The organism is Kitasatospora sp. NPDC088351 (genome assembly GCF_040685575.1).
Taxonomy (GTDB): domain Bacteria; phylum Actinomycetota; class Actinomycetes; order Streptomycetales; family Streptomycetaceae; genus Kitasatospora.
The window spans coordinates 106941-130777 of the sequence record NZ_JBFBIL010000017.1 but is presented as its reverse complement, the minus strand read 5'-3'; the positions used below and the strand labels follow the sequence as shown (position 1 = coordinate 130777).

Annotated in this window: 21 protein-coding genes and 2 pseudogenes; 10 read left to right on the top strand and 13 right to left on the bottom strand. The window is 72.6% G+C overall.

Going from position 1 to position 23837, the window contains the following annotated elements; all coding sequences use genetic code 11:
* Positions 1 to 118: 118 nt before the first annotated feature.
* Entirely contained in the window at positions 119 to 1564 is a 1446-nt protein-coding gene (locus AB0P06_RS15600; protein WP_363607793.1) for a glyceraldehyde-3-phosphate dehydrogenase, read from the bottom strand.
* A 167-nt stretch (positions 1565 to 1731) separates the two neighbouring features.
* Entirely contained in the window at positions 1732 to 2874 is a 1143-nt protein-coding gene (locus AB0P06_RS15595; RefSeq protein ID WP_363607801.1) for an MFS transporter, read from the bottom strand.
* 371 nt (positions 2875 to 3245) lie between these two features.
* On the opposite strand from AB0P06_RS15595, the gene AB0P06_RS15590 reads away from it, so the two are divergent.
* Genes AB0P06_RS15590 through AB0P06_RS15565 form a run of 6 tightly spaced genes read left to right on the top strand, consistent with a single transcriptional unit; the run spans position 3246 to position 8669 of the window.
* A complete protein-coding gene (locus AB0P06_RS15590; RefSeq protein ID WP_363607792.1) occupies positions 3246 to 4826 on the top strand; it encodes an ATP-binding protein in 1581 nt (526 codons plus the stop codon).
* Positions 4823 to 5254, top strand: a complete 432-nt coding sequence (locus AB0P06_RS15585) for a roadblock/LC7 domain-containing protein (RefSeq protein ID WP_363607791.1) — start codon at positions 4823 to 4825, stop codon at positions 5252 to 5254. The genes AB0P06_RS15590 and AB0P06_RS15585 overlap by 4 nt, the downstream gene beginning before the upstream one ends.
* On the top strand, positions 5251 to 5607 hold the full coding sequence (locus tag AB0P06_RS15580; protein ID WP_363607790.1) for a DUF742 domain-containing protein: 357 nt from the start codon (positions 5251 to 5253) through the stop codon (positions 5605 to 5607). Before AB0P06_RS15585 ends, AB0P06_RS15580 begins: the two co-directional genes overlap by 4 nt.
* A gap of 40 nt (positions 5608 to 5647) precedes the next feature.
* Positions 5648 to 6217 (top strand): ATP/GTP-binding protein, encoded by a 570-nt coding sequence (locus AB0P06_RS15575; RefSeq protein ID WP_363607789.1) that lies wholly within the window; start codon positions 5648 to 5650, stop codon positions 6215 to 6217.
* A complete protein-coding gene (locus AB0P06_RS15570; protein WP_363607788.1) occupies positions 6214 to 7449 on the top strand; it encodes a cytochrome P450 in 1236 nt (411 codons plus the stop codon). The genes AB0P06_RS15575 and AB0P06_RS15570 overlap by 4 nt, the downstream gene beginning before the upstream one ends.
* Positions 7446 to 8669, top strand: coding sequence for a cytochrome P450 (locus tag AB0P06_RS15565; protein ID WP_363607787.1), 1224 nt, complete (start codon positions 7446 to 7448; stop codon positions 8667 to 8669). The genes AB0P06_RS15570 and AB0P06_RS15565 overlap by 4 nt, the downstream gene beginning before the upstream one ends.
* Before the next feature lie 45 nt (positions 8670 to 8714).
* Here the strand turns inward: AB0P06_RS15565 and AB0P06_RS15560 are convergent, their stop codons facing one another.
* On the bottom strand, positions 8715 to 10331 hold the full coding sequence (locus AB0P06_RS15560) for a threonine/serine exporter family protein (RefSeq protein ID WP_363607786.1): 1617 nt from the start codon (positions 10329 to 10331) through the stop codon (positions 8715 to 8717).
* Positions 10332 to 10765: 434 nt separating this feature from the next.
* Positions 10766 to 11386, bottom strand: coding sequence for a hypothetical protein (locus tag AB0P06_RS15555; RefSeq protein ID WP_363607785.1), 621 nt, complete (start codon positions 11384 to 11386; stop codon positions 10766 to 10768).
* A gap of 210 nt (positions 11387 to 11596) precedes the next feature.
* Between AB0P06_RS15555 and AB0P06_RS15550 the strand changes: the two genes are divergently transcribed.
* Entirely contained in the window at positions 11597 to 12457 is an 861-nt protein-coding gene (locus AB0P06_RS15550; protein ID WP_363607784.1) for an NAD(+)/NADH kinase, read from the top strand.
* Between the two features lie 53 nt (positions 12458 to 12510).
* Here AB0P06_RS15550 and AB0P06_RS15545 read toward each other — a convergent pair whose 3' ends face one another.
* The 4 genes and pseudogenes from AB0P06_RS15545 to AB0P06_RS15530 form a co-directional block, all read right to left on the bottom strand.
* A complete protein-coding gene (locus tag AB0P06_RS15545; RefSeq protein ID WP_363607783.1) occupies positions 12511 to 13554 on the bottom strand; it encodes an acyl-CoA desaturase in 1044 nt (347 codons plus the stop codon).
* A 238-nt stretch (positions 13555 to 13792) separates the two neighbouring features.
* Positions 13793 to 14788: a Gfo/Idh/MocA family oxidoreductase gene (locus AB0P06_RS15540; protein ID WP_363607782.1), complete on the bottom strand. Its 996-nt coding sequence runs from the start codon at positions 14786 to 14788 to the stop codon at positions 13793 to 13795.
* Positions 14789 to 14840: 52 nt separating this feature from the next.
* Entirely contained in the window at positions 14841 to 17477 is a 2637-nt protein-coding gene (locus AB0P06_RS15535; protein ID WP_363607781.1) for a hypothetical protein, read from the bottom strand.
* A 226-nt stretch (positions 17478 to 17703) separates the two neighbouring features.
* A pseudogene (locus tag AB0P06_RS15530) lies at positions 17704 to 18063 on the bottom strand (TetR/AcrR family transcriptional regulator); the annotation flags it as partial.
* 45 nt (positions 18064 to 18108) lie between these two features.
* On the opposite strand from AB0P06_RS15530, the pseudogene AB0P06_RS15525 reads away from it, so the two are divergent.
* Positions 18109 to 18531: pseudogene (locus AB0P06_RS15525) on the top strand (aldehyde dehydrogenase family protein); the annotation flags it as partial.
* Between the two features lie 215 nt (positions 18532 to 18746).
* On the top strand, positions 18747 to 18956 hold the full coding sequence (locus AB0P06_RS15520) for a hypothetical protein (RefSeq protein WP_363607780.1): 210 nt from the start codon (positions 18747 to 18749) through the stop codon (positions 18954 to 18956).
* A gap of 163 nt (positions 18957 to 19119) precedes the next feature.
* On the opposite strand, the gene AB0P06_RS15515 is transcribed toward AB0P06_RS15520, so the two are convergent.
* Entirely contained in the window at positions 19120 to 19782 is a 663-nt protein-coding gene (locus tag AB0P06_RS15515) for a response regulator transcription factor (protein WP_363607779.1), read from the bottom strand.
* Positions 19770 to 21002, bottom strand: a complete 1233-nt coding sequence (locus AB0P06_RS15510) for a histidine kinase (protein WP_363607778.1) — start codon at positions 21000 to 21002, stop codon at positions 19770 to 19772. Before AB0P06_RS15510 ends, AB0P06_RS15515 begins: the two co-directional genes overlap by 13 nt.
* 338 nt (positions 21003 to 21340) lie before the next feature.
* Between AB0P06_RS15510 and AB0P06_RS15505 the strand changes: the two genes are divergently transcribed.
* Positions 21341 to 21829, top strand: a complete 489-nt coding sequence (locus tag AB0P06_RS15505; protein WP_363607777.1) for a DUF1772 domain-containing protein — start codon at positions 21341 to 21343, stop codon at positions 21827 to 21829.
* On the opposite strand, the gene AB0P06_RS15500 is transcribed toward AB0P06_RS15505, so the two are convergent.
* The 3 genes from AB0P06_RS15500 to AB0P06_RS15490 form a co-directional block, all read right to left on the bottom strand.
* Positions 21778 to 21999: a DUF6059 family protein gene (locus AB0P06_RS15500; protein ID WP_363607776.1), complete on the bottom strand. Its 222-nt coding sequence runs from the start codon at positions 21997 to 21999 to the stop codon at positions 21778 to 21780. The genes AB0P06_RS15505 and AB0P06_RS15500 overlap by 52 nt on opposite strands.
* Positions 22000 to 22072: 73 nt before the next feature.
* Positions 22073 to 22915: an AfsR/SARP family transcriptional regulator gene (locus AB0P06_RS15495; RefSeq protein WP_363607775.1), complete on the bottom strand. Its 843-nt coding sequence runs from the start codon at positions 22913 to 22915 to the stop codon at positions 22073 to 22075.
* Entirely contained in the window at positions 22912 to 23394 is a 483-nt protein-coding gene (locus tag AB0P06_RS15490; protein ID WP_363607774.1) for a flavin reductase family protein, read from the bottom strand. The genes AB0P06_RS15495 and AB0P06_RS15490 overlap by 4 nt, the downstream gene beginning before the upstream one ends.
* Positions 23395 to 23837 lie beyond the last annotated feature (443 nt).

The window sequence follows — 23837 nt, the reverse complement described above, 5'->3', positions numbered from 1 at the left end:
TGTGGGCGGGGGCCTCGTCCGCGCGGGGGGGGCGCTGGGCAGTTGCCCTCCGCCGCCCCGGCGCGTGCCGAACGGACCGTCCACCGGGGTCAGTCCGCCGGGGTCGGTCCCCCCGCGATCAGACCGCCGGGGCCGGGTACGTCGGGTACTCCACTCCGGAGACGTGCTGGACGACGCGGACGACCTGGCAGGAGTAGCCGAACTCGTTGTCGTACCAGAGGTAGAGGATCGCGTTGTCGCCGTCGACCTTGGTGGCACCGGCATCGACGATCGAGGCGTGGCGCGAGCCGATGAAGTCGCTGGAGACCGCGTCGGGCGCGCTGATGAAGTCGATCTGGCGCTTGAGCGGCGAGGTCAGCGACACGTTGCGGAGGTAGTCGAGGACCTCCGCGCGGGTGGTCTCGCGTGCGAGCTGCAGGTTGAGGATCGCGATCGAGACGTCCGGCACCGGGACGCGGATCGAGCTGCCGGTGATCGTCGCGTCGAGGTCGGGCAGCGCCTTGGCGACCGCGGAGGCCGCGCCGGTCTCGGTGATGACCATGTTGAGCGCCGCCGAGCGGCCACGGCGGTCGGAGCTGTGGTAGTTGTCCAGGAGGTTCTGGTCGTTGGTGTACGAGTGGACGGTCTCCACGTGACCACGCAGGACGCCGTACTCGTCCGCCATCGCCTTCAGCGGGGGCACGATCGCGTTGGTGGTGCAGGACGCGCAGGACAGGATCCGCTCGTCCGGCTTGATCGTGTCGTGGTTGACACCGTGGACGATGTTGGGGACATCGCCCTTGCCCGGCGCGGTCAGGACCACCTTGGCGATACCGGGGCGGAGGTGCTTCGAGAGGCCCTCGCGGTCACGCCACCTGCCGGTGTTGTCGATGAGGATGGCGTCGTTGATGCCGTACGCCGTGTAGTCCACCGTCGTCGGGTCGTCCGAGTAGATCACCCGGATCTCGTGACCGTTGGCGACGATCTTGTTGTTCGCCTCGTCGACGGTGATCGTGCCGTGGAACTGGCCGTGGATGGAGTCACGGCGCAGCAGCGAGGCGCGCTTGACCAGGTCCTCGTCACCGCTGCTGCGGACGACGATGGCGCGCAGCCGCAGGCCGTTCCCCGAGCCGGCCTTCTCGATCAGCAGGCGGGCGAGCAGGCGGCCGATACGGCCGAACCCGTACAGCACGACATCGCGCGCCTGGCGGCGCTCCAGCTTGTTGGCGCCCATGGCCCCGGCGACGGCTTCGGCGGTGAAGTCGTCGACCGGGAGGCCTCGGTCATCGGTCTTGTAGGTCGCGGCGAGCATGCCGATGTCGATCTGGGAAGGGCCGAGATCGAGCGTGGTGAGAGCCTGCAGGAACGGAAGCGTCTCGGTGACCGAGAGCTCCTCGCCGGCTATCTGGCGGGCAAACCGGTGGGTCTTGAGGATGCTGACCACCGACTTGTTCACCAGGGAGCGGCTGTGCAGCAGGACCGTGACGTCCCTCTCCCGGTGCAGTTTCCCGATGATCGGAATCATCGACTCCGCGATCTCCTCGCGGTTCTTCCAGTTAGTGAACACGTCTTCGTTGACAGTCACAGGTCCATCTTTCGAGCTAGGCGATGCGCCCATGCTAGCTTTGGGCCGTTTTGCTCTCTGCGGCGGACCCACCCGAACGCCGCCCCGCCCCCGCGCCGGCACACCGCTTGACCAGTGCGGATGGGAGTCCGGTGCTCCCGGTCCGGCGCTCCCGGCCCGTGCCCCGCCTACCGGACCCGGCCGCCGCCGATCCACGCCACCGCCGCGGCGAGCACCGCGACGGTCCCGCCCAGCACCATGACCACGGAGGTCGAAGCCGCGTCCACGACCGCTCCGCCGGCCAGCGCCCCCAGCGCGATGGTGGCCTGGAACGAGGAGGTGAAGACGACGGACGCCGCCTCGGGCGCGGTCGGCGCCGCCGCGAGGAACCAGGTCTGGGCGCAGACCGGTACCGCGCCGTAGGCCAGGCCCCACAGGACCAGGAGCACGGCCGCGCCGGGGCCGGTCGTCCCGATGACGGGGAGCAGCAGGGTCGCGGTCGCGAGCAGGCCCGCGGCCGTGGTGGCGGCGGGGCGCAGTGCGCGCGCCGCCCAGGCGCCCGCCGCGAAGTTGCCGGCCACGCCCGCGACGCCGTAGGCCAGGAGGAGGGCGGTGACGAGGCGCGGTCCCGCGTGCGAAACGTCTTCCAGGAAGGGCGTGACGTAGGTGTAGGTGCCGAAGTGGGCCGTCACGACGAGGAAGGTCACCGCGAGCCCGGTCCGCACGCCCGGGGTGCGGAGCAGGTCGCGCAGCACGGTCAGGCGGGTGGTGGTCCGTGGGGGCAGTGGGGGCAGGGACACCAGGAGCGCGGCGAGCACGAGCAGCGTCAGCACGGCCATGGCGGTGAAGGCGGCACGCCAGCCCGCGAGGTCGCCGAGGAGGACCCCGGCGGGCACGCCGAGTACGGAGCCGAGCGGGACGGCCGAGAAGATCACCGCGTTCGCCGTGGCCCGCCGGGGGCCGGGCACCAGGCGCGGGGCGAGCCCCGCGCCGATCGACCAGAAGGCTCCGATGACCAGGCCGAGCACGATCCTGGCCGCCAGCACCGTCCAGTAGGCGGGGGCCAGCGCGTTGAGGAGGTCGGCCAGGGCGAGGACCGACATCAGCACGCAGAGCAGGGTGCGCCGGTCGGTCCCCCTGGCCGCGACGGTCACGGTGGGGGCGGCGACGGCGGCCACGATCCCGGGCAGTGTCATCATCAGCCCGGCCGCGCCGTCCGAGATCCGGAAGGAGGCGCCGATCGGCGTCAGCAGACCGATAGGCAGGATCTCGGTCGTGACGATGGAGAAGATTCCCGTCGTCACGGAGATGACGGCGAGCCAGCCGCCCATCGGGCCGAGGGCGGGCGGGCCGGTCCGGGTGGACACGTCGGCGTGGGGAGCGGCGGCAGCGGGCACGGGGGCGTTCCTGTCCGGGGATCGGTGATGTTCCGTCAAGTCCAGCAGCCGCCACCGCCGGGGTCCGGCGTGATTGCGACGTCAACGTCGAAGCCCGTCGGAGCGTCAGCTGAATCGTCGCCAGAACGGCGTGACTGCCTGGTCACAGCGCCCGGAGGGTGCGCCTGTGATCACTTCGACCCCGGGAAGCGGTTCAAAAGCGATCAATAACTGATTTATAGTGGCCCCTCGTTGACCGGGTCGGCGTCAGTCTCTGTCGACGGCACCCCCGGGGAATCGGGCTCACGAGCACTCCGAGGATATTGATGACGGCGTCACCCTCCTTCGCTCCGCATCACGAGCGTCCGCCGCTACGCGCCCCCGTCCTGGCCTTGTTGACAACGGCCCTGGCCACCGGAGCGGTCGTGGCGGTCTCCACGGCGGCCGCGCCGGCGTCGGTGCGTAGCGCGCTCGGCTGGGGCGCGGGGGCCGGCGCGCTGCTGCTGTGCGTCGCCGTGACCGCGGCCACCTACGCCGTCCAGACCTCGCGGGTACTCGGGAGGCGGGTCACGGCGGCGCGGCAGGAGGCCGACCAACTGCGCCACGAACGCGACCGACTCGCGGACGAGACCGCCCGGGAACATGCCCGGCTCGCGGACGAGACCGCCCGGGAACATGCCCGGCTCGCGGACGAGACCGCCCGGGAACATGCCCGGCTCGCGGACGAGACCGCCCGGCGGAGTGCGGAACTCGCCGACGAGCGGACCCGCCTGATCGGCGAACACGCCCGCGAGACAGCCCGGCTGACGGAGCAGGCCCGGCTCGCCGCCGCCACCCGCGCCGCGGCGATCGCCGCGTGTGCCAACGCGGCCGGCCGGATGCAGGCCATGGCCACGGGCCTGCTCGCCGACCTGCGCGAGATGGAGGAGCGCCACACCGACGAGAACGTCCTGGGAGACCTCCTCCACCTGGACCACCGGACCGCGCAGGCGGGACGGCTCGCCGACTCCGTCGCGGTGCTGACCGGCGCACGCTCGGGCCGCCGCTGGGCCCGGCCGATCGGGATGGAGTCGGTCCTGCGCGGGGCGATGGGCCGGATCAGCGGCTACCAGCGGGTACGGCTGCACTCCGTCGGCGAGGTGGCCGTCGTCGGACACGCCGCCGAGGGCGTGATGCACGTCCTGGCCGAACTCCTCGACAACGCCGCGAAGTTCTCTCCGCCGACGGCCGAGGTCCACGTGTACGTCGAGCAGGTGCCCGCGGGTGCCCTCGTCTCCGTCGAGGACAGCGGCCTGGTGATGGGCGACGTGCAGCTGCGCCGCGCGGAGCGCGCCGTCCGCGGTGAGGCGACCGAGCTGGGCGGACTCTCCGGTACCCGGCTGGGCCTCTCGGTGGTGGGCCGGCTGGCCCGCAAGCACGGCCTGACCGTCTCCTTCCGGCCGTCCGCACGCGGCGGCACGGGCGTCCTGGTCCTCGTTCCGCAGGAACTGCTGAGCCGCGCCGCCGCACCGCACGGAACCGCTCCCGCGAAGACGCCGGCGGTGGCCGCGGGCGTCGGGCGTCCGGCGCCGCGGGCCGTCACCGCGGGCACGGCGCCCGGCCGGGCCGAGCCCGTCCCCGCCCGCGAGGCTCCGGCGCCCGACGACGGCAACGGCGCTCTGCCGCACCGCCGGCGTGGACAGACCCTGGCCGCCGCCGAGAGCGCCCGCCACCCGGCCGTCGCCCCCACGGAGCGGCCGCAGGGCGGCGTCAAGGCGGGTATGGCCCGTTTCAGTACGTTCCGCCAGGCCGTTCGCACGGCCTCGCCGGACGGCGTCAGGGCTCCGGAGAAACCGGACGACCCGTCCACCACCACCGGCCACATCCCGGCCCCGCACCCGCACCCGGAAGGCGACACCCCTCGATGACCGCCACCGTCCCCAACGCCACGGCCACCGCCGACGAGAAGCTGGACTGGCTGCTGGAGAACCTGCTGAAGATCACCCCCGGCGCCCGGCACGCGCTGCTCCTCTCCCGCGACGGCCTCAAGCTCTGCCGCACCCCCGAACTGTCGGTGGACCAGGCCGACCAGCTCGCCGCGATAGCCGCCGGCATCCAGTCGCTGTCCCACGGCGCGTCCATCGAGTTCGGCGACGGCTCCGGCGGCGTGCGGTCGGCGATGACCGAGTTCTACGGCGGCATCCTGTTCATCGTGGAGGCGGGCGAGGGCGCGCACCTGGCCGTCATCGCCGCCGAGGACGCGGACCCCGGGCTCGTCGGCCACAACGTCAGCGAGCTCGTCGAGCAGCTCGGCGAGCACCTGCGCGCCGCGCCCCGCACGGCCGCCCGCTCATGAGCCGGCCCGGCAGGGACGACGCACCCGACCGGCTCTTCACCCTCACCGGGGGCCGCAGCCGCGCCGGGTCCGACGCCTTCGACCTGGTGACCCTGGTGGTCGCCGAGTTCGCCCCGGTCCCGGGCATGCAGTCCGAGCACACCGCGATCCTGCGGATGTGCCAACGGCCCACGGCAGTGGTGGAGATAGCCGCCGAGCTGCGCCTGCCGGTGAGCATCGTCCGCATCCTGCTGTCCGACCTGCTCGACGCGGGCCGGATCAGCGCGCGCCATCCGCGCACCTCCGCCACGGCTCACAGCATTCCCGACCTCGACCTCCTGGAGCAGGTGCTCGTTGGCCTCCGTAGCCTCTGACCGTCCGGCAGCCGCCGGTCTTCCGGGCGCCCGCACGGAATTGCGGGCCACCTCGGAAAACGGCATCAAGATCGTCATCGTCGGCGGCTTCGGCGTCGGCAAGACCACGATGGTGCGCTCCGTCAGCGAGATCCGGCCCCTCAGCACCGAGGAGACGATGACCCGGGCGGGGGAGGCCGTCGACGACACCTCCGGGGTCGGCACCAAGAGCTCCACGACCGTCGCCTTCGACTTCGGCCGTATCTCACTGGACCACCTCAACGTCCTCTACCTGTTCGGGGCGCCCGGCCAGGAGCGGTTCTGGTTCCTGTGGGACCGGCTGTTCTCGGGCGCCCTGGGTGCCGTCGTCCTGGTGGACACCCGCCGGATCTCGGACTCCTGGTACGCCATCGACCGCCTGGAGGCGCTCGGCACCCCCTTCGTCGTGGCCTGCAACGACTTCGCCGGCCCCGAGTTCAGCGCGCGGCAGGTGCGGGAGGCGCTCGACCTCGACCCGGGCGTGCCGCTGCTCGACTGCGACGCCCGCTCGCGCGAGTCCAGCAAGAACGTGCTCATCTCGCTCGTGCAACACGTCCGATCCCGGTACGCCCCCCAGGAGTCCGCCCAGTGACCAGTGCCCACGGCCCCGCCCCCGTCGCGTTGTCGGGCCCCCGGTTCCAGACCGAACCGGCCGAGCTGTACCGGCAGATCCGTCACGAGCACGGCCCGGTGGCGCCCGTGCTGCTCGACGGCGACGTACCGGCCTGGCTGGTTCTGGGCTACCGCGAACTGCACCAGGTCACCGGCGATCCGGTGCTCTTCAGCCGGGACTCGGACCTGTGGAACCAGTGGGACCGGATTCCGGCCGACTGGCCGCTGCGGCCGATGATCGGCCAGAAGCAGCCGTCCATCCTCTACACGGTCGGCGAACGCCACCGCCAGCGGGCCGCCATGGTCGGCGACGCGCTGGGTGCCGTCGACCCGACCGAACTGCGCGCGTACACCGAGCAGTTCGCCGACGAGCTGATCGACGCGTTCTGCGCCGGGGGCGCGACGGAGATCATCGCCGAGTACGCGATGCTGCTTCCGCTGCGCGTGCTGGCCCGGCTCTACGGGTTCGCCGACGAGCAGGGGCCCGGCCTGGTCACCGCCATGAACGACATGATCAACGGCCAGGAACGGGCGATGGCCGGGATGCGGCACCTGGCGGAGTCCATGCAGCGCCTGCTGGCGGACAAGCACGCCGAGCCCGGCCGCGACGTGGTCTCCCACATGCTGGCCGACTCCTCCGGGTTCACCGACGAGGAGATCACGCAGGACCTGATGGTGATGATGGCCGCCGGCCACCAGCCGACCGCCGACTGGATCGGCAACTCGCTGCGGCTGATGCTCACCGACACCCGGTTCGCCGCCTCCCTCTTCGGCGGGCGCAACAGCGTGGCCGAGGCCATGAACGAGGTGCTGTGGGAGGACACCCCCACCCAGAACGTGGCCGGTCGCTGGGCGTCCCGCGACACCCGGCTCGGCGACCAGCACATCAGGACCGGCGACCTGCTGCTGCTCGGCCTGGCCGGTGCCAACACCGACCCCCAGGTGCGCACCGACGGCACCTGCCTCACCGGCGGCAACAACGCGTTCTTCTCCTTCGGCCACGGCGAGCACCGCTGCCCCTTCCCCGCCCAGGAGATCGCGGAGGTCATCGCGCGCACGGGCATCGAGGTGGTGCTCGACCGGCTCCCCGACATCGACCTGGCCGTCCCCGCGGAGTCCCTCACCCGGCGTCCGTCCCCGTGGCTGCGCGGACTGACCGGGCTGCCCGTGCGATTCACCCCGACCCCTGCCCTTGGAGACGCGAGGATATGACCATCCCGAGCACCGGGCGCATCGCGCTCGACCCGTTCGTCACCGACCTCGACGCCGAGAGCGCCCTGCTGCGGGCCGCCGGCCCGCTCGCCGAGGTGGAGCTGCCGGGAGGCGTCCCGGTCTGGGCCGTCACCCACCACGCGGAGGCACGGCAACTGCTCACCGACCGGCGCCTGGTGAAGGACATCGGCGTCTGGGGCGCCTGGCAGCGCGGTGAGATCCCCCAGGACTGGCCCCTGATCGGCCTGGCGAACCCCGGCCGTTCCATGCTGACCGTGGACGGCGAGGACCACCGCAGACTGCGCGCCCTGGTCGCCCAGGCCCTCACCCCGCGCCGGGTGGAGCTGCTGCGGGAGCGCGTCACCGAGCTGACGGACGAACTGCTTGACGGGCTCGCGTCCCACGCGCCGGACGCCGTCGTCGACCTGAAGGCCGGGTTCGCCTATCCGCTGCCGATGTACGTCGTCAGTGAGCTGATGGGCATCGCCCCCGCCGACCACCCCCGGCTCAAGGTCCTCTTCGAGAGGTTCTTCTCCACCCAGACCCCGCCCGAGGAGGTCGTCGCCACCCTGGCCGAACTGGGCGCCATGATGCGCCGGGTGGTCGAGGCCCGCCGCGCCGCGCCCGGCGACGACCTCACCAGCGCGCTGATCCTCGCCTCGCAGGACGGTGACCGGCTGACCGACGAGGAGATCGTCAACACGCTCCAGCTGATGATCGCCGCCGGCCACGAGACGACGATCTCGCTGATCGTCAACGCGGTGGTCAACCTCTCCACCCACCCCGACCAGCTGGCCCTCGTCCGCTCCGGGCAGGTCGGCTGGGACGCGGTGATCGAGGAGACGCTGCGCTGGTCCACGCCCACCTCGCACGTCCTGATCCGGTTCGCCACCGAGGACGTCCCGGTCGGTGACAAGGTCATCCCCCGGGGCGACGCCCTGATCGTCTCCTACGCGGCGCTCGGGCGCGACGAGCAGGCCCACGGCCCGTCCGCCGGCGACTTCGACATCACCCGCTCCCCCAACCGCCACATCTCCTTCGGCCACGGCCCGCACGTCTGCCCCGGCTCGGCGCTCTCCCGGCTGGAGGCCGGGGTGGCACTGCCCGCGCTCTACGCGCGGTTCCCCGGACTCGCCCTGGCGGTCGAGCGGTCCGCCCTGCGCAACAAGCCGGTCGTCACCCAGAACGACCTGTACGAACTCCCCGTACGACTGGGCTGACGGGCATCGCCCCCCGGCTGGCGGCCCGCCCCCGGCGGTCCGCCGTCAGCAGGGCCAGCCCGGCTGACCGTCCGGTCCGGTGGGAGGGGGCGGGCCGCACCGGCGGGCGCCGCGGGCGGGTTCCGGGTTCGACAGCGGTTTGAACAGCCGGGCCACCTCGCCCCCCAGATTGACGCCGATGGCCAGGGCCATCGCCGTCGCGGACGCGCGGCCGACGGAGGCCAGCCCGGCGTCGAGCCGGCCCTGGGTGAACGACAGCAGGCCGAAGTACAGGACGGAACCGGGCATCAGCGGACCGATCGCGGCGGTCACGTACGGCAGCGCGGACACACCCCGGTACCGGGCCATGAGCTGGCCGAAGAGCCCGACCAGCCCGGCGGCGGACCCGGCGGCCACGATCGGCTCGGTCAGGGCGTTGACCAGCACACCGTAGGTCGCCCATCCGACGGCGCTGTTGAGGACGACCAGCGGCACGGTGCTCCGGTCGGTCTGCAACAGCACCGCGAAGGCCAGGGCCACCAGCATCGCGGCCACGAGCTGGAGCGGGGGGTTGGCCACCCCGTCGGGGCTCTCGCAGTTCCTCAGGTCGGCGTTGCTGCTGACGCCGACGTAGAGCACCAGCATGACGCCGATCACCATCCCGGCCACCAGGTACAGCACCTCGAGCAGCCGCGCGGCGGCCGTGAGGTAGAAACCCGTCAGCCCGTCCTGCGCCGCCGCGACCATGAAGCGGCCCGGCAGAAAGGCGAACAGCCCGCCGGTGATCACGACCGAACCCCGCAGGTGCAGGTCGTTGAACGACAGCAGGATGCCGATCAGCGCGGCGGGCATCGCGGCGACCACGAACTGGTAGAACTCCGGCAGGTCGTGGTGGGCGACCAGCGCCGCCAGCCGATCCCCCGCGACGGCGGCGACGAAGGCGCTCGCGAAGACCAGCCAGGCCCGGCCGTCCGCCTTCCCGCCGACCAACACCGTGGCGGCCCCCGCCAGCAGACCGGAGGCGAGGACGAGGAGCCAGACCGGGTAGGGCCGGCCCTGACGGACCCAGGCCAGCCGCCGGCCGGCGTCGTCGACGTCGACTCCGCCCGCCGTGATGTCGGACACGAGCCGGAACACGGCCGCGAGCCGCGCGTAGTCACTGACGCGACGGCGCACCGTCCGCTCCACCATCAGCGGGGACTCCGCGGACGTCGGCTGGTAGGAGATCGACACCAGGGTGAAGGTGACCTGCGGCTCACAGGGGTACACCCGGTAGGCGCGGGCGATCCCGAGCATCGCCGCCTCGACGTCCTCGGCCGCCTCGCCACTGGCGAGCAGGAGCTCCCCGACCCGCAGCGCGAGGTCCAGGACACACGCCGCACTCTCCGGTCCGGGCTTCCCCCTGTCGAGCGGACCGTCGTCAGGGGCCGGCCGCTCGGCCATCGGCGTGCGCAGCAGCGGAAGCATCCGGTCCAGCCACGGGGCGTCGCCGGGAAGGACCGGGCCGGAATCCGGGACGGCCTCCGCCCCGACCGGCGGCCGCGGCGGCCCCAGCCCGCCCCCGCCGCCGTCCCGCACGGGCGCCTCCACCTCCGCCGCGGAGCGCCCGGCCGGGCCGGCGGCCCGCTTCGGCTCACCCTGTCCGGCACCGGCTTGTCCGCCCGGCCGATCCTGCTCCGGCACCACCGCCACTCCCTACTGCCACGCCTACGCCGTGACGGCGGGTCAAGCTGCTCCAACACGGCCGGGTGCCCGACGCCGCACCCCGCCACCATCAGCCATGACCCTTGGTAGCCACTCCACTACCCATGGCTACAGCCGACTGAACGCTCCCCCGGCGCGCACCACCACCGAACCGGAGCCCGCCGCACCAAACGCGCTCACCCCGGCGGGCAGCCCCCGAAGACCCGGAGGGGGAAGGACCCCTGCTCCCGCCCCGTCGAGCCGTCGCAGCCTCGCAACCGACACCACCCGGCCAGGCCCGCACCGGACCGCTCAACAAGCCCCCGGGCGACAGGACAGTGAACGAGACGGCGCTCCGGGCGGTGCCGTTCGGCCTCATCGACGGCCTCATCGACGACCTCATCGACGGCCGCAGCTACGGCCGCCAGCGATGATCAGGCGACCAGCTGACGGCCCTGTTCGAGGAAGGCCAGCACGCCGTCCACGCCGCCGAGCTCGCGGACCGTGGCCACCGCGCCGAACGGCGCGTTCCAGTACGTCCCCTGCTGCCGGGTGCGCGGGCCGACGTAGGCGTACGGCTCCGCCTGGAAGTCGTCGCCCGGGGAGACTCCGTAGTCGACCGCGGCCACGGTCACGCCGATGTCGAAGTGCTCGGGCCAGATCACCGGATCCGCCCCGGGAAACATCCGGCGCAGTGCGGCGTCGCCGACCGCGAAACCGTGCGCGATCCGGTGCGCCGGCTGCGGATCGGCTTCGATCACGTCCTCGGGGCCGACCCCGGATCCGCCCTGGTAGAGCCCGGCGGGCGCACCGGCCGTGACCCCGATCGCGGCCGCCAGCGCCGCGCAGGTGGTCCGCTCCAGGAAGAGGCGCTGTCCGGACGCCACCAGATCCGCACCGACGACCTGCACGTTCGGCTCGGCCCGGGTGGCGAAGCCTCCGAGGGAGGCGCGCAGCCTGATCGTGCCACTGGTCCGGAACTGCGGGCCGGCCAGGACCAGCTCCGCGACCGCGTGCAAGGCGCGGCGGGTACGTACAAGCGATTCGATGTCCATGACGACATTGCCTCTCCCACGGTGGCGTCCGGCTCCCGCACCCGGCGCGTTCCCCACCGCTCACACGCTGAATCACCCGCCGACCCACCCGCCGAACGCCTCCGGTGCGGCTTGCGCGCTCGCCGGGTTGTCCGGGCCGTTGCCGCGTGCGTCACTGAAATCACGAAGGGGAAGAGCCGTCCACTGGGTCGACACCCGAGGAGCCGGTCCATGCGAGCCGTCAGCACTGTCGGGCTTGTCCTGCATCCGCAACGTGACTGCGAGTGTGCGATCAAGGCGATCGCCACCTGGGCGCACGCCCGTGGCGCCATCGTCCTCGGTTGCGCGCAGGACATGGGGCGCACGACCGATCAGGCGGTCGCGGTCACTCCCGAGGATCTGTCGCGCCGGGCGGACCTCATCGTCGGCCTGGGCGGGGACGGCACGATGCTGCGGGCGATGCGGCTGGCGGCAGCCGGGCACGCCCCGGTTCTGGGCGTCAATCTCGGGCGTCTGGGGTTCCTGGCCGAGATCGACGTCCCCGGGCTTCCGTCGGCTCTGTCGGCCATCGACGAGCACCGCTTCACCACCGAGCCCCGCTCCGCGGTGAGCGCCGTCGTCGCCGGGCGGGAGGCCGTGGCCTTCAACGACATCGTGCTGGTCCGCAGGCCGGGACACCCCTCGGCCGCCGTCTCGCTGCGCGTGGACGGGCACTCCTTCGTCCGCTACCTCGCGGACGCGGTGATCGCGGCGACACCGACCGGCTCGACGGCCTACAGCTTCTCCGCCGGAGGTCCGCTCGTCTCCCCGAGCGCGGAGGGCATGCTCGTGATCCCGGTCGCCCCGCACTCCGCCTTCAACCGGGCGCTGTTCCTCTCCGCCGGGGAGAAGCTCGCCCTCGAAGTCCTGCCCACCAGCGGAGAGCTCGGCATCGAGGCGGACGGCCTGCTCGTGGGAGCCGCCCGGCCAGGCGACGTCATCGACGTCGTCATGCGGCCCGCCGCCGCACGGGTGATCCGTCTCGGCGGGACCACCTTCTACCAGCGCGCCCAGCGCAAACTGCGTCTCACCGGCTCGGCGGAGGCCGAGTAGCGGTCCGCGGTGGCGGTCCCGGGGTGGTTCCTCCCCGTCGCCGGCCCGGCCCGCTACCGCGGCGCCCGCAGCGGCGCACCGACCTCGTGCATGTGGCGCAGCGCCTGGCGGTAGGAGTCGAGCAGCGACGTCTCGGTGTACGGGATCCCGACCGCCGCGCAGTGGGCGCGGACCAGCGGCTGGGCGAGCCGCAGGTGAGGCCGCGGCATGCTGGGGAACAGGTGGTGCTCGATCTGGTAGTTGAGGCCGCCGAGCGCCCAGTCGGTGACGAACCCGCCGCGCACATTGCGTGAGGTGAGCACCTGCCGGCGCAGGTGGCCCCAGCCTTCGCCGTCCGGGTCGGGCATCTCCATGCCCTTGTGGTTCGGGGCGAAGGTGAGGCCGAGGTGGAGCCCGAACAGGGCATGGTGCAGCAGGGCGAAGACCAGGGCCCGGCCCGGGGAGAACACGGTCAGCAGCACGGTCGCGTAGCCCACGAGGTGGGCCACCAGGAGCAGCGCCTCGACGGTGCGTTCGCGCGGCGGCTGGCGCTTGAGGTCCTGGAATCCGGACACCTTCAGCGCGATGCCTTCCAGCAGCAGCATCGGGAGGAACAGCCAGGCCTGGTTGCGGGTGAGCCAGCGGGCCAGGCCCGCGCGCTGCTCGGCCTGCCGCTGGGTCCAGACGAGGGCGCCGACGCCGACGTCCGGGTCCTTGTCGACATGGTTGGGGTTCGCGTGGTGGCGGTTGTGCTTGTCGTTCCACCAGGCGTAGCTCATCCCGAGGAGGAGGTTGCTGTGCAGGAGCCCGACGACTCGCCCGGCCCGCCTGCCGCGGGTGATCTGGGCGTGGCCCGCGTCGTGCCCGAAGAAGGCGGTGCGGGCCCAGAGGACGGCCAGCGGCAGCGCGAACAGCACGGTCCACCAGGTGTCCCCGGCGAGCACCATGGCCGCGACCGTGCCGGACAGGGCCACGAGGTTCAGGGTGGCTCCGGCCGCGTACCAGCCGATGCGGCGGTCGAGCAGCCCCTGGTCCCTGACCGCCCTCAGGAGGGGCGCGAAGTCGCTGGCCGCACGGGGTTCGGCGCTGGCGTCAAGGGTCGTGCTGGCGTGTGGCATCGCGTCTCCGGCCGGTCGTCGTCCCCCGCAGTGACCTGCGCTGACCCCATGAAACGTACGGACCGGCAGGCCGCGGCGGCCATGACGCCACCACCCCGAAGCGGCAGGGGGCTATCCCCCGGCCCGGTGGGTGGTGCCGGCCCCACCACCCGGTCGGGCCCGGAAGGTCGTCGCTGCGGCCGGCGGGGCGGGACGATCCCGGCCGGGACCGGGTCCGCGTGACCGGCGGACCCGGGAGCTACCGTACGGCGGGCACCGCGTGATGGATCCCGGTGATGGCCGCGGCGGCGTCGAAGCCGAGCACCGGGTCGGGCCGGCCGGAGAGCAGGCTCGCGTAGAGGGGGCGGTAGTGGGCGACCTTCCGCGGGGTCCGGCCGTCGTTGCCGAAGGCGGCGAGCAACTCACCGTCCCGGGCGGCGAATCCGGTCATGGCGGTGTGGTCGATCCAGACCTCCACGCCCGACCGGCCGAGGACGAGGCTGCTCTCCTTGCTGCTGGAGCCGGTCAGCCAGCTGCTGCGCAGCCGGGCCGTACCCGGCTCGCCCTGGGAGCGGAACCCGATGGTGCACCATGCGCTCGCGCCACCGTCCGTCTGCCGGACGGCGGTGAGCTCGGTGAGGTCGACGAAACGGGTGAGCATGCTGAGCTGGTTCACCCCGGAGTCCGTCCAGCTGGAGACGTACGAGGCGAAGGCCTCGGGCCCCCGGAGCACATAGGGGTCGTAGAACGCCGAGGTGATGGCCGTGACCGGCCCCCAGCCGGGGTGCGCGGCGATCAGTTCCGCCGCCCACTCCACCTCGGGAGAGAAGGCGAAGTGGTGGGCGGTGAAGAGCCGGCCCCGCACGTCGGCCTTCCCGTCCAGCGCCCGCAGCCGGGTGAGTGAGCCGAGATCGTGGACGAGGGGCTTCTCCACCAGCACCCTGGCCGTGGAGCGGACCAGGGCCAGCGCCGCCAGCTCCGTGTGCGTCTGCGTAGGGGTGGCGAGGACCACCAGATCCGGCCGGTGCGCGTCGAGCGCCTCGGCGAGGCTGCTGTGGTGGGGCGGCGCGGCGCCGCGGAACGCGACCGGCCCCACCGGCCGGGGGTCGACCGTGAACTCCAGTACCACGTCGTCCCGTTCGGCCAGGACGGCGAGATGAGTCGCCGCGATGATGCCGACCCCGACCAGGCCGACGCGTACCGGGCCGACGCGTGCCGGGCCACGTACCTGGCCGGCGCCTACCGGGTCGGTCATGAAATCTGCTCCCCTCGTCCGGCCCGGCCCCGTGTTCCGAGGCCCTGACGCCTCATCGTCGCGTGACCACCTCGGCCCAGCGGCCCAACGACACGGCCGGACCGTCGACCCACTCGACACCGGGACCGTGCTCGACGGCTTTCGGCACGCCGTCGATCCAACTGGTCACGATCGGCACCCAGTAGGTGTTGCCCCCCGACCTGCGGGTGCGCGCGTCGAGCTCGGCCCGCGTGCGGCGGGCCCCGTCGTGGTCGCCGCCGAGCACACCGAGCAGGATCTCGGCCACGTCCGCCAGATTGTGGCCGCCCCGGTAGCCGATGCCGTCCGCCAGCCGCCGGGTGCCCCCGACCGCGTCCATGGCGGCCCCGGCATCACCGGCCACCGCGTACGCGACCGCTTCCGCGGAGCGGATCTTGACCAGCTCGACGGGATTGGGCACGAGGTCGAGCAGGTCCCGCGCCCGGAGCGCCGCGTCCGACACGGTGGCCGTGTCGCCGGACCAGCAGACCGTCTGCGCCAGGTTGGCCAGCGCCTTCGCCTCCGCGGCGGCCAGGCCCTCGCGCCGGGCCAGGCCGACCGCCTCGGTGTAGGCGGCGGTCGCCTCGTCGAAGCGGGCGTTCACCCGCCAGATGTGCCCGACCAGCCGGAGCCGTTCGCCCTCGTCCTCCGGCCCCCGGCTGCGCTGCTCCCGCAGGGACCCGAGGGCGGCGGCGAAGCGCCCGTTGAGGTAGTCGAAGTCGCAGAGCCAGTACCGGGCCGCGGTGTCGAACTCGCCGCCCACCAGCGCGCGGTAGATCTCCGCCGCTTCCGTGTAGTCGCCGTGGTTGCGCAGGGCATGGGCGAGGTGGATGCGTACCAGCTGCGCCGTCGGGCTGCCGGGCGGCACGCCCTCCCCCGCGCCGCCGAGCAGTTCGACCGCCTCCGCGGCGCGGCCCGTACGGCGCAGCTGGACTCCCCGTATCGCGGCGAGGACGGCGCGGTACTCCGGCGCCCCGGAGACACCGGGGGTGAGCCCGGCGCCCAGCTCCGACCACTGCCCGGCCTCGACGAGGCGTTGCGTGGCCCGCGCCATCCAGTCCTCGAAGACCCCGTGCGCCGCCGAGAGCTTGAGCCCGGATTCGAGGGCCTGGGCGACGGCGACCCGGCCGCCGGACGGCCCGAGGCGCTCGCCCAGCCAGGTCAGCAACCGGGCGGCGACCTCCCTGCGGTCGCGGTCGGACCAGCCGTCCCGGAGCGTCCGGTCGGCTTCGCCGATGGCACGGCGCAGCGCCGCGTGCAGGGCGTACGGCAGGGCGTAGGCGTCGTCGTGCGTCAGGAACGGCCGGCGCAGGAACCGGGCCACGCTCCCGTCGGAGACACCGGGCTGTCCGGCCCGCAGCAGTTCGGCGCCGACCCGGTCGGTGAGCGCCGCGGTACGGACCAGGTCGCGTTCGTCCCGGGGCAGGTCCCGGATCGACCGGGTGGCCACGGCGGTGAACGAGCCGCCGAAGTCCGCGACCGACGGCTGCCCACCGCGGGCGAGCAGCGCGGCGAAGTGGGACACCGACAGGTCCAGGTACAGCGGCAGGCCCTGGCCGCCGGCGATGATGCGCTCACGGACGGCCGCCGGCATCACGGGCTCGCCGTCCTGGGTGAGCGCCTCGCTGAGGTAACTGTCGGCGTCGGAGTCCGAGAGGTAGCCGACGAGGTGCTGCCGGGGCTCGGCCGTGTTGTTGCTGAAGTGAAGGTGCGGCCAGCACTGCGGCCCCGTGAAGTCCAGTTCCCCGCCCACCCCCTCATCGGCCCAGTCGACGCGGTTGCGGCCGGTGATCACGAAGAGCACGTTGGGCATCAGGTAGACGCACCGCTGGATCAGGCGCTCCACCGTGCGGTCGGCCCGGCCGTTGACCACCTCGAACGTGTCGAGGAACACGCACACCGTGGGCCGCCGGGCGGGCCGGCCCCGGCGGGTCTGGTGTTCCAGGTCCCAGGCCAGGAGGTAGGGGAAGTACGAGAGCGTCTCGTAGTCGGCGTCGGCCTCGACCAGTTCGGCGAACAGCTCGCAGTCGGAGAGCAGGCGTCCTTCGCGCACGCGGTCCCGGACGGCGCGGTAGGTGGCCAGGGCCGCCCGGTGCGCCAGCCCTGTGAGGCCGCCGAGCCCGGCGGGGTCGACCTGTCGCACGGCCTCCGCGATCTGGTCACCCAGGCCGATGCTCCGGGAGGCGCGCCGCAGCACCGGGGAGGAGTCCAGGAAGTCCTGGAGCGTCTCCCCCGGATGGGCGCGGGCCCAGTAGGAGGCCAGTGCCAGGTCGAAGGCCGGCCACCGGCTGCCCAGTTGCCCCAGCCCGGCCCGCAGGCGCAGCAGCAGGCTCTCGATGTCGCAGGCGCCGTCCTCGGAGACGTCGACGCGCACGGCCACGACATCGTCGCGTTCCTCGGCCGCCGCGTCGGCGAGCAGCCGGCGCTCCAGCTCGTGGGAGAGCGTCGTCTTGCCTATGCCGCCCACCCCGTAGAGCGTCAGGACGTTGCGGCGCCCCTGCGCCCGGTCCACGACCGGCGAGACCTCGGCCTCGTCCAGGATCCGGCGGAGCCCCTCCAGCGACCTGGTGAAGGCGGCCACCTCGTCGACCCGGTTGGTGAAGACCTGTTGTGCCGTGACGGTGGACGAGAGGCCGCTCATGAACGCGGCCCGCAGGTTCACCCGTGCCATTCCGCCTCCTCCGCATGCCGCCCTGAGGCCGCTTCGTCAACATACCCTGGTGCGGCAGGTCGAATTGAGATCCTGTCAGCAATCGATCGAGCATCACAAGAAGCCCATCGGGCGGTTCGGGCGTTCGGCCGATGACGCGGACGGGTCTCCGGTCGGCCGGGAGGGCGGCCTGGAGCGGCTCGGCACCTTCCTGCCGCACGCCGCCGGGCACCCCGTCTCGTGCGGCTCAGGCCGACAGCGAGGCCGCCAGCAGTTCGATCATGCGGCTGTAGCGGGCGGTGAAGTCGACGTGGGCGGCGAGCAGGGCCGGGTCCTCCACCGCGGCCACGACGGTCGGGCCGGGGTGGGCGAGCGGCCACAGGCCGGCGATCAGGACGATCGTCGCCGAGGCCAGTTCCTTCGCCGCCGACGGGTCGAGCCCGGGCAGGCGGGTGTGGACGATGCCGGCGAGGCGGTCGTTGTTCGCGAGCGCCCGCCGCTTGTAGTCGCGCACCGTCTCCACGGACACCGTGCGTTCCAGCACGCCGGCCAGCACGCTCGCGAGTTCGCACAGCACCGGGCGGGCGGTGAGAGAGGCGGCGTAGGCGTCCGCGAAGGCGCGCGCCGTCGAGGTCGCGCCGGTGCCGTCCGTGTCGCCGTCCGCGTCGCCGAGGGCGCCCGCCCGGTCCTCGGCGGCCCCGGCGCACCGGACGACCCCGGTCTGGAGAAGGGCTTCTACGTACGCCCCACCCTCTTCGCCGACGTCACCAGCAGCATGAGGATCGCCCGGGAGGAGATCTCCGGCCCGGTCCTGTCGGTGATCGCGTTCGACACCGAGGACGAGGCCGTCGCCCTCGCGAACGACTCCGCCTACGGACTGGCCGGCGGCGTGTGGACCGCCGACCCCGACCACGGGCTCGACGTCGCCCGCCGCGTCCGCACCGGCACCTTCACCGTCAACGGCGCCCCCAGGGACATGCGCGCCCCGTTCGGCGGGTTCAAGGCCAGTGGCCTCGGCCGCGAGTACGGCCCGGTGGGCCTGGGCGCCTACACCGAGTACCAGTCCATCGGCCTGCCGGGACCGGAAACCCTTCAAGCCGGGGCGGAGCGGCACCGGCCGGACGCTCGGCCGGGTCGGGCCGGCTCCGCCCGGAACCCGGAAGAGTAGTGCAGGCAACACCCCCCTTCGGGTGTGCGGTGTACTTTCCGGACCGCTGCGGTCGGCCAGACTCGAGACGTACGGCGGCGCGGTCGCGGCCGCGTCTTCCAGAGGTTTCGAGGAGTCTTCTCATGGCCGGTTCAACCGGAAAGCCCGGATCGGGCTGGGTGGTCCTTCCGCTGGTGGTCTTCCTCACCGGTGCCGTGCTGACCTCCGTGGTCTCCCACGGGGTGACGGGCAGCACCCACACCACCGTCATGGTCGCCGGGTTCGCCCTGGACGCGATCGCCCTGGTCTGGGGCATCGCCCGCCGGCGAAAGGCGAGCAACGGTGAGAACTGACGTCCCGACCGCGGCCGAGGCCGTCCCGTCCGCCCGCACCAGCGTCGGTGACATGGCGGGCTGACGTCCCGCCACCCACGAGCGGGAGGCTGTCGTGGGCGGAACCACCGCCCACGAAGCGGCCGACCGCCCCTGGCACCCGGTTCCGCCGTGTTCCGGGCCGCTACGACTCCTGGACGTCGCGCCCCAGGAAGGTCAGTACGGCGAGTACCCGGCGGTGCACGCTGCCGCCCTCCGGCGGCAGTTCGAGCTTGTCGAAGATGCTCCGGATGTGCTTGCTCACCGCCCGCTCGGTGATCACCAGTTGCTCCGAGATCGCGCTGTTGGCCTTGCCCTGCGCCATCAGCCCCAGTACCTCGTGCTCGCGCGGGCTCAGACTGCGCAGCGGCCGGGCCGCGACCTGTCGGCTGAGCAACTGGGTGACCACCTCCGGGTCGAGCACGGTGCCGCCGGCGGCGACCGTCGCCACCGCCTCCAGGAACTGCTCCACCCGCCCCACCCGGTCCTTGAGCAGGTACCCCACCCCGTTGGCGCCATGGGCCAGCAGCTCGGCCGCGTAGGTCTCCTCGACGTACTGGGACAGCACCAGGACCGGCAGGTCCGGCAGTTCGCGCCGAGCGGCGATCGCCGCGCGCAGCCCCTCGTCGCGGAACGACGGCGGCAGCCGGACGTCGAGGACGGCCAGATCGGGCCGGTGCCCGCGCAGCGCGGGCAGGATCTCCGGGCCCGCGCCGACCGCCGCGGGCACCTCGTGGCCGTTGCTGCTCAGCAGCAGGACCATCCCCTCCCGCAGCAGGGCGTTGTCCTCCGCGATCACGATCCGCATGGCAGCTCCACCTTCAGCTCCGTGGGCCCCCCGACAGGGCTGGTGAGGGTCGCCGTGCCGTCGAGCGCGGCCACCCTGCGGCGGATGCCGACCAGGCCGGAGCCGCCGTGTTCGTCGGCGCCTCCGCGACCGTCGTCGGTCACCGTGATGGTCAACTGTCCGCCGCCGCGGTGGAAGCGTATCGAGGACCTGGTCGCCCGGCTGTGCTTGCGGATGTTGGTCAGCCCCTCGGCGATCACGAAGTAGGCCGCCGCCTCCACCGACGCCGGCAGCCGGTGGCCGTTCTCCATGGCGCTGATCCGGAGTTCCACCGGAATCGGTGAAGCGGCGGCCAGCGCCCGGACGGCTCCGGCGAGTCCACGGTCCGTCAGTACCGGCGGATAGACCGTCCGGACGACCTGCCGCAGATCGGCCAGGACCCGCTCGACGCCCTCCTGCGCCTCGTCCAGCCGCGCCCTGGCCGCCTCCGGGTCCTTCGCCAACTGCTGCCTGGCCAGCCCGATCCGCAGCGACAGGGCGACCAGCTGCGCCTGAACGCCGTCGTGCAGATCCCGCTCGATGCGCCGCAGTTCGGCGCTGTGCGCCTCGACGGCACCGGCCCGGCTCTCCGACAGCTCGGCCACCCGCCCGGCCAGCCGGGCCGACTCGGAGGGGCACAACAGCCTCGCCGTCCAGCTTGCCTGACGCTCAGCCAGGAACACGTGCAGGTTGAGCACCACCGGTTCGGCCCGCGACGGGACACCCCGCCGCCCCGCCGCCCCGACGGCCAGGCCCAGCCGCACGCCGTCGACCAGCAGGCCGACCGGCCACAGCACCAGGGTCAGCAGGCTCAGTACGATCACGCCCACGGTCTGCACGGGCAGCCAGCGGGCGTCGCGCCAGGTGCCGGGATCGGTCATCGCCAGCCGGAACCGGTCCGGCAGCGAGCCGTCCAGCGGCAGGTACTGCTCCGGAACCGCGGCACCCAGGAAGGCCCCGGCGCGCATCCGTTCGTGACCCGCCAGCCGGCGCAGGGCCCGCACCACCTCCGGCCAGGCGGGCGCACCGATCACGAACAGGGTGAAGAACAGCGCGGCCGGCACGGCGAAACAGCCGAGGAAGCAGACCAGCGCCACCGGAAGGCCCGCGTACAGGAAAGCACTGGCGTCCCGGGCGTCCCGGACGGCCGCCGCGAGTCCCGACGTCTCCTCGGTGTCCGTCTGGAGCTCGAACTCTGACACCGGCTGGGCCTCCTGAGGACGGGGCGTGTCGCGGCGGCGGCCGCGCCGTGACGACGCGTCCACCGTAACGAACCGGTCGTGCACCGTGCGGTGCCCCTGTCACCCCAGTCGATGGGCGTGCTCGCCCGGAGGTTCACCGATGGTCGGGCAGCGACCTGCCAAGCTCCTCAGGCGGCCATCAGTAGCGATAATCCGACGGTGATTCAGTTGCCACGATCCGCGGCCACCGCCCGCGCGCCGGGTGCCGCCGGGGCGGATCGTGCTGCCGGGACCCGTGCCCGGCCGGTCTACGCTGCTGGCGGCAGCAAGAACCCGATCACTCGATGAGGGAAAGAACGATGCGCGTTCGCACAACGAAAGCCGTGGCGGTCACCGCCACCGGACTGCTCGCCGGCGCGTTCGGCTACGGTGCGGTCAATCTGGGGCCGACCTTCTGGGAAGTGCCGCTGGACATGCGTCTGTCGTTCCACGCCGAACTCATGAAGATGAACTCCCCGGTGATGCTGACCGCGATGGGGGTCGCGTCCCTCGGGTCGCTGGCCCTGGCCCTGCAGACGCGCGGCCGCGACCGGTTACTGGCGGCCGGCGCGACGGCACTGACCGGGATCTCCTTCCTGGTCACCCGGTTCGGCAACGTCCCGATCAACGCCCGGATCAAGGTCTGGGCGGTCACCTCGCCGCCGGCCGACTACGCCGAGATCCTGCACCGCTGGGACCTGTTCAACCGGACGCGCACCATCACCGCGGTGGCCGCCTTCGTCCTGCTCGTAGTCGCTCAGAACAGTCCCAGGCCCGGCCCGACCCGCTCCGCGACGCCGTCCAGCTGACGGTCGAGGGCCTTCTCCGTCTCCGTCAGCGGCCGGCCCCGGAGCGTGCGCTCGGGATGCCCCGGGGCCGGCTCCTCCAGCTGTGGGACGGAAACGGCGATCTGGCACTGGCCGTAGGTGATGACGGCATTCCCGCAAAGACGCAGCAGATTCCTCAAGGACCAACGCATGCAAACATCGTGTCCGGTCACGGAAAAGCTCGGATAAAGCCCGGCTTTTCCCGTGACCGGACACTGTTCCCGACTAGGCGGACGCCCTCATCGGCACGGGGAGCATCTCGTCGTCGGCGAGCACGGCCTGGTGGGCCATGCGCAGCTCCAGCCCCGGTTCGATGCCGAGCTCCTCGATGAGGTGGGCCCGGGTGCAGCGGTAGGAGGCCAGGGCGTCACCGCTGCGGCCGCTGCGGTGGAGCACCGTCATGAGCCGGGCGCAGAACCCCTCGCTCAGCGGGTTCTCCGCCACCAGCCGGCTGAGCTCGCCGATCAGTTCCAGGTGGCGGCCGAGCTGCAGGTCCAGGTCGATCCGCCGCTTGAGCGCGCTCATCCACACCTCGTCGTACTGCAGGGCGGTGCCGGAGAGGGCCGAGCTGTCCCGCAGCCCCTCCAGCGTCGGGCCCCGGCGGAGGTCCAGGGCTTCCCGGTACTGCTTCGACGCGAGTTCGTGGTGCCCCGCCGCCGCCGACTCCGCGGCCAGCGCGCACAGCCGGTCGAAGCAGACGGTGTCGAGGATGCCCTCGTTGACCTGGAGCTGGTAGCCGGGCGCCCGGGTGCGCAGGGTGCACCAGCGGCCGTCGAGGTCGTGCCGGATCAGGAACTTGCGCAGCTGCGAGACGTACACGCGGAGCGCGGCGAGCGCGGTGGTCGGCGGGCGGTCGCCCCACAGTTCGCGGATGAGCGCCTCGTTGGACACCGTAGCGTTCGGCCGGATCAGCAGGGTGGCCAGCAGCTGCCTCAACTTCCGCTGGGGCAGCGGAACTTCGACGGAGTCGACGACGACCTCCAGCGGCCCGAGCAGGCACAGGGCGACCCCGCGGCGGGTGATGTCCGGCAGGCCGTAGGTCGGCTGCTTGTCCATGACGACCGTCATCCCAGCACCTCCAGCCGCGGGTGCGCGCTGCGGAAGAAGGTCAGCGGCTGGTCCTCGCGGAGCAGGCCGAGGTGGACGACCCGGCCCACCACGATGACGTGGTCCCCGCCGGGGAACATCGCGTGCAGCCGGCAGTCGAGGAAGGCCAGCGCGTCGGCCAGGACCGGGGAGCCGGTCACGCCGGGGCCGTGCCGCAGACCGCCGAAGTCCGCGGTGTCACGGCGGGCGAAGGCCCGGCACAAGTCCGCCTGGTCCGCCGCCAGGATGTTGACGGCGAAGGCGCCGACCTTTTCGACGACCGAGAGGACCCGCGAGTCCCGGTGCACGCAGAAAAGCACCAGGGCGGGGTCGAGCGAGACCGAGGTGAAGGAATTCACCGTCAGCCCCACCGGCTCCTCTCCGCCGGCCACCTCGCAGGTGATCACGGCGACGCCGGTCGGATAACGGCCGCACACCTCCCGGAGCACGCGCCCGTCCACGGGCGCGGTGTCTCTTCCACCTGTGTCGAATACGGTCAAACTGTCCACGTGTTCCCCCTAGGTGAATACCGCACGCACCTCACATCAGCGCAACGACGAACGCTGGGAACGGGCGGCGCAGGTGTCCGACCCTAACGAGGCGATGTTGGTACCACCTACAGCCCAAAGGACGAGGCGGGGCGTACTTTAGGCCGGACCGCCCCTACCAGAGCACCGTGTCGGCGCGCACAAGCGCAGGTCAAGGCGGGTTCAAGCAGGTGCTGCGGGCGAGGTCGACCGCGCCGACTGGGCAATCTGGGAGACCGGGGGCAGGCGGTCCGCCGGTCGGCCGGCGCCGCGACCGCGGCCGGCGCCCGGCCTCCCCAGGGTCTTCCGACTTTCCGGCGAGAGCTTTTGCGGGCCCTCATCCGAATTTTATCGCACCGAGTGATCCTGTTTTCACC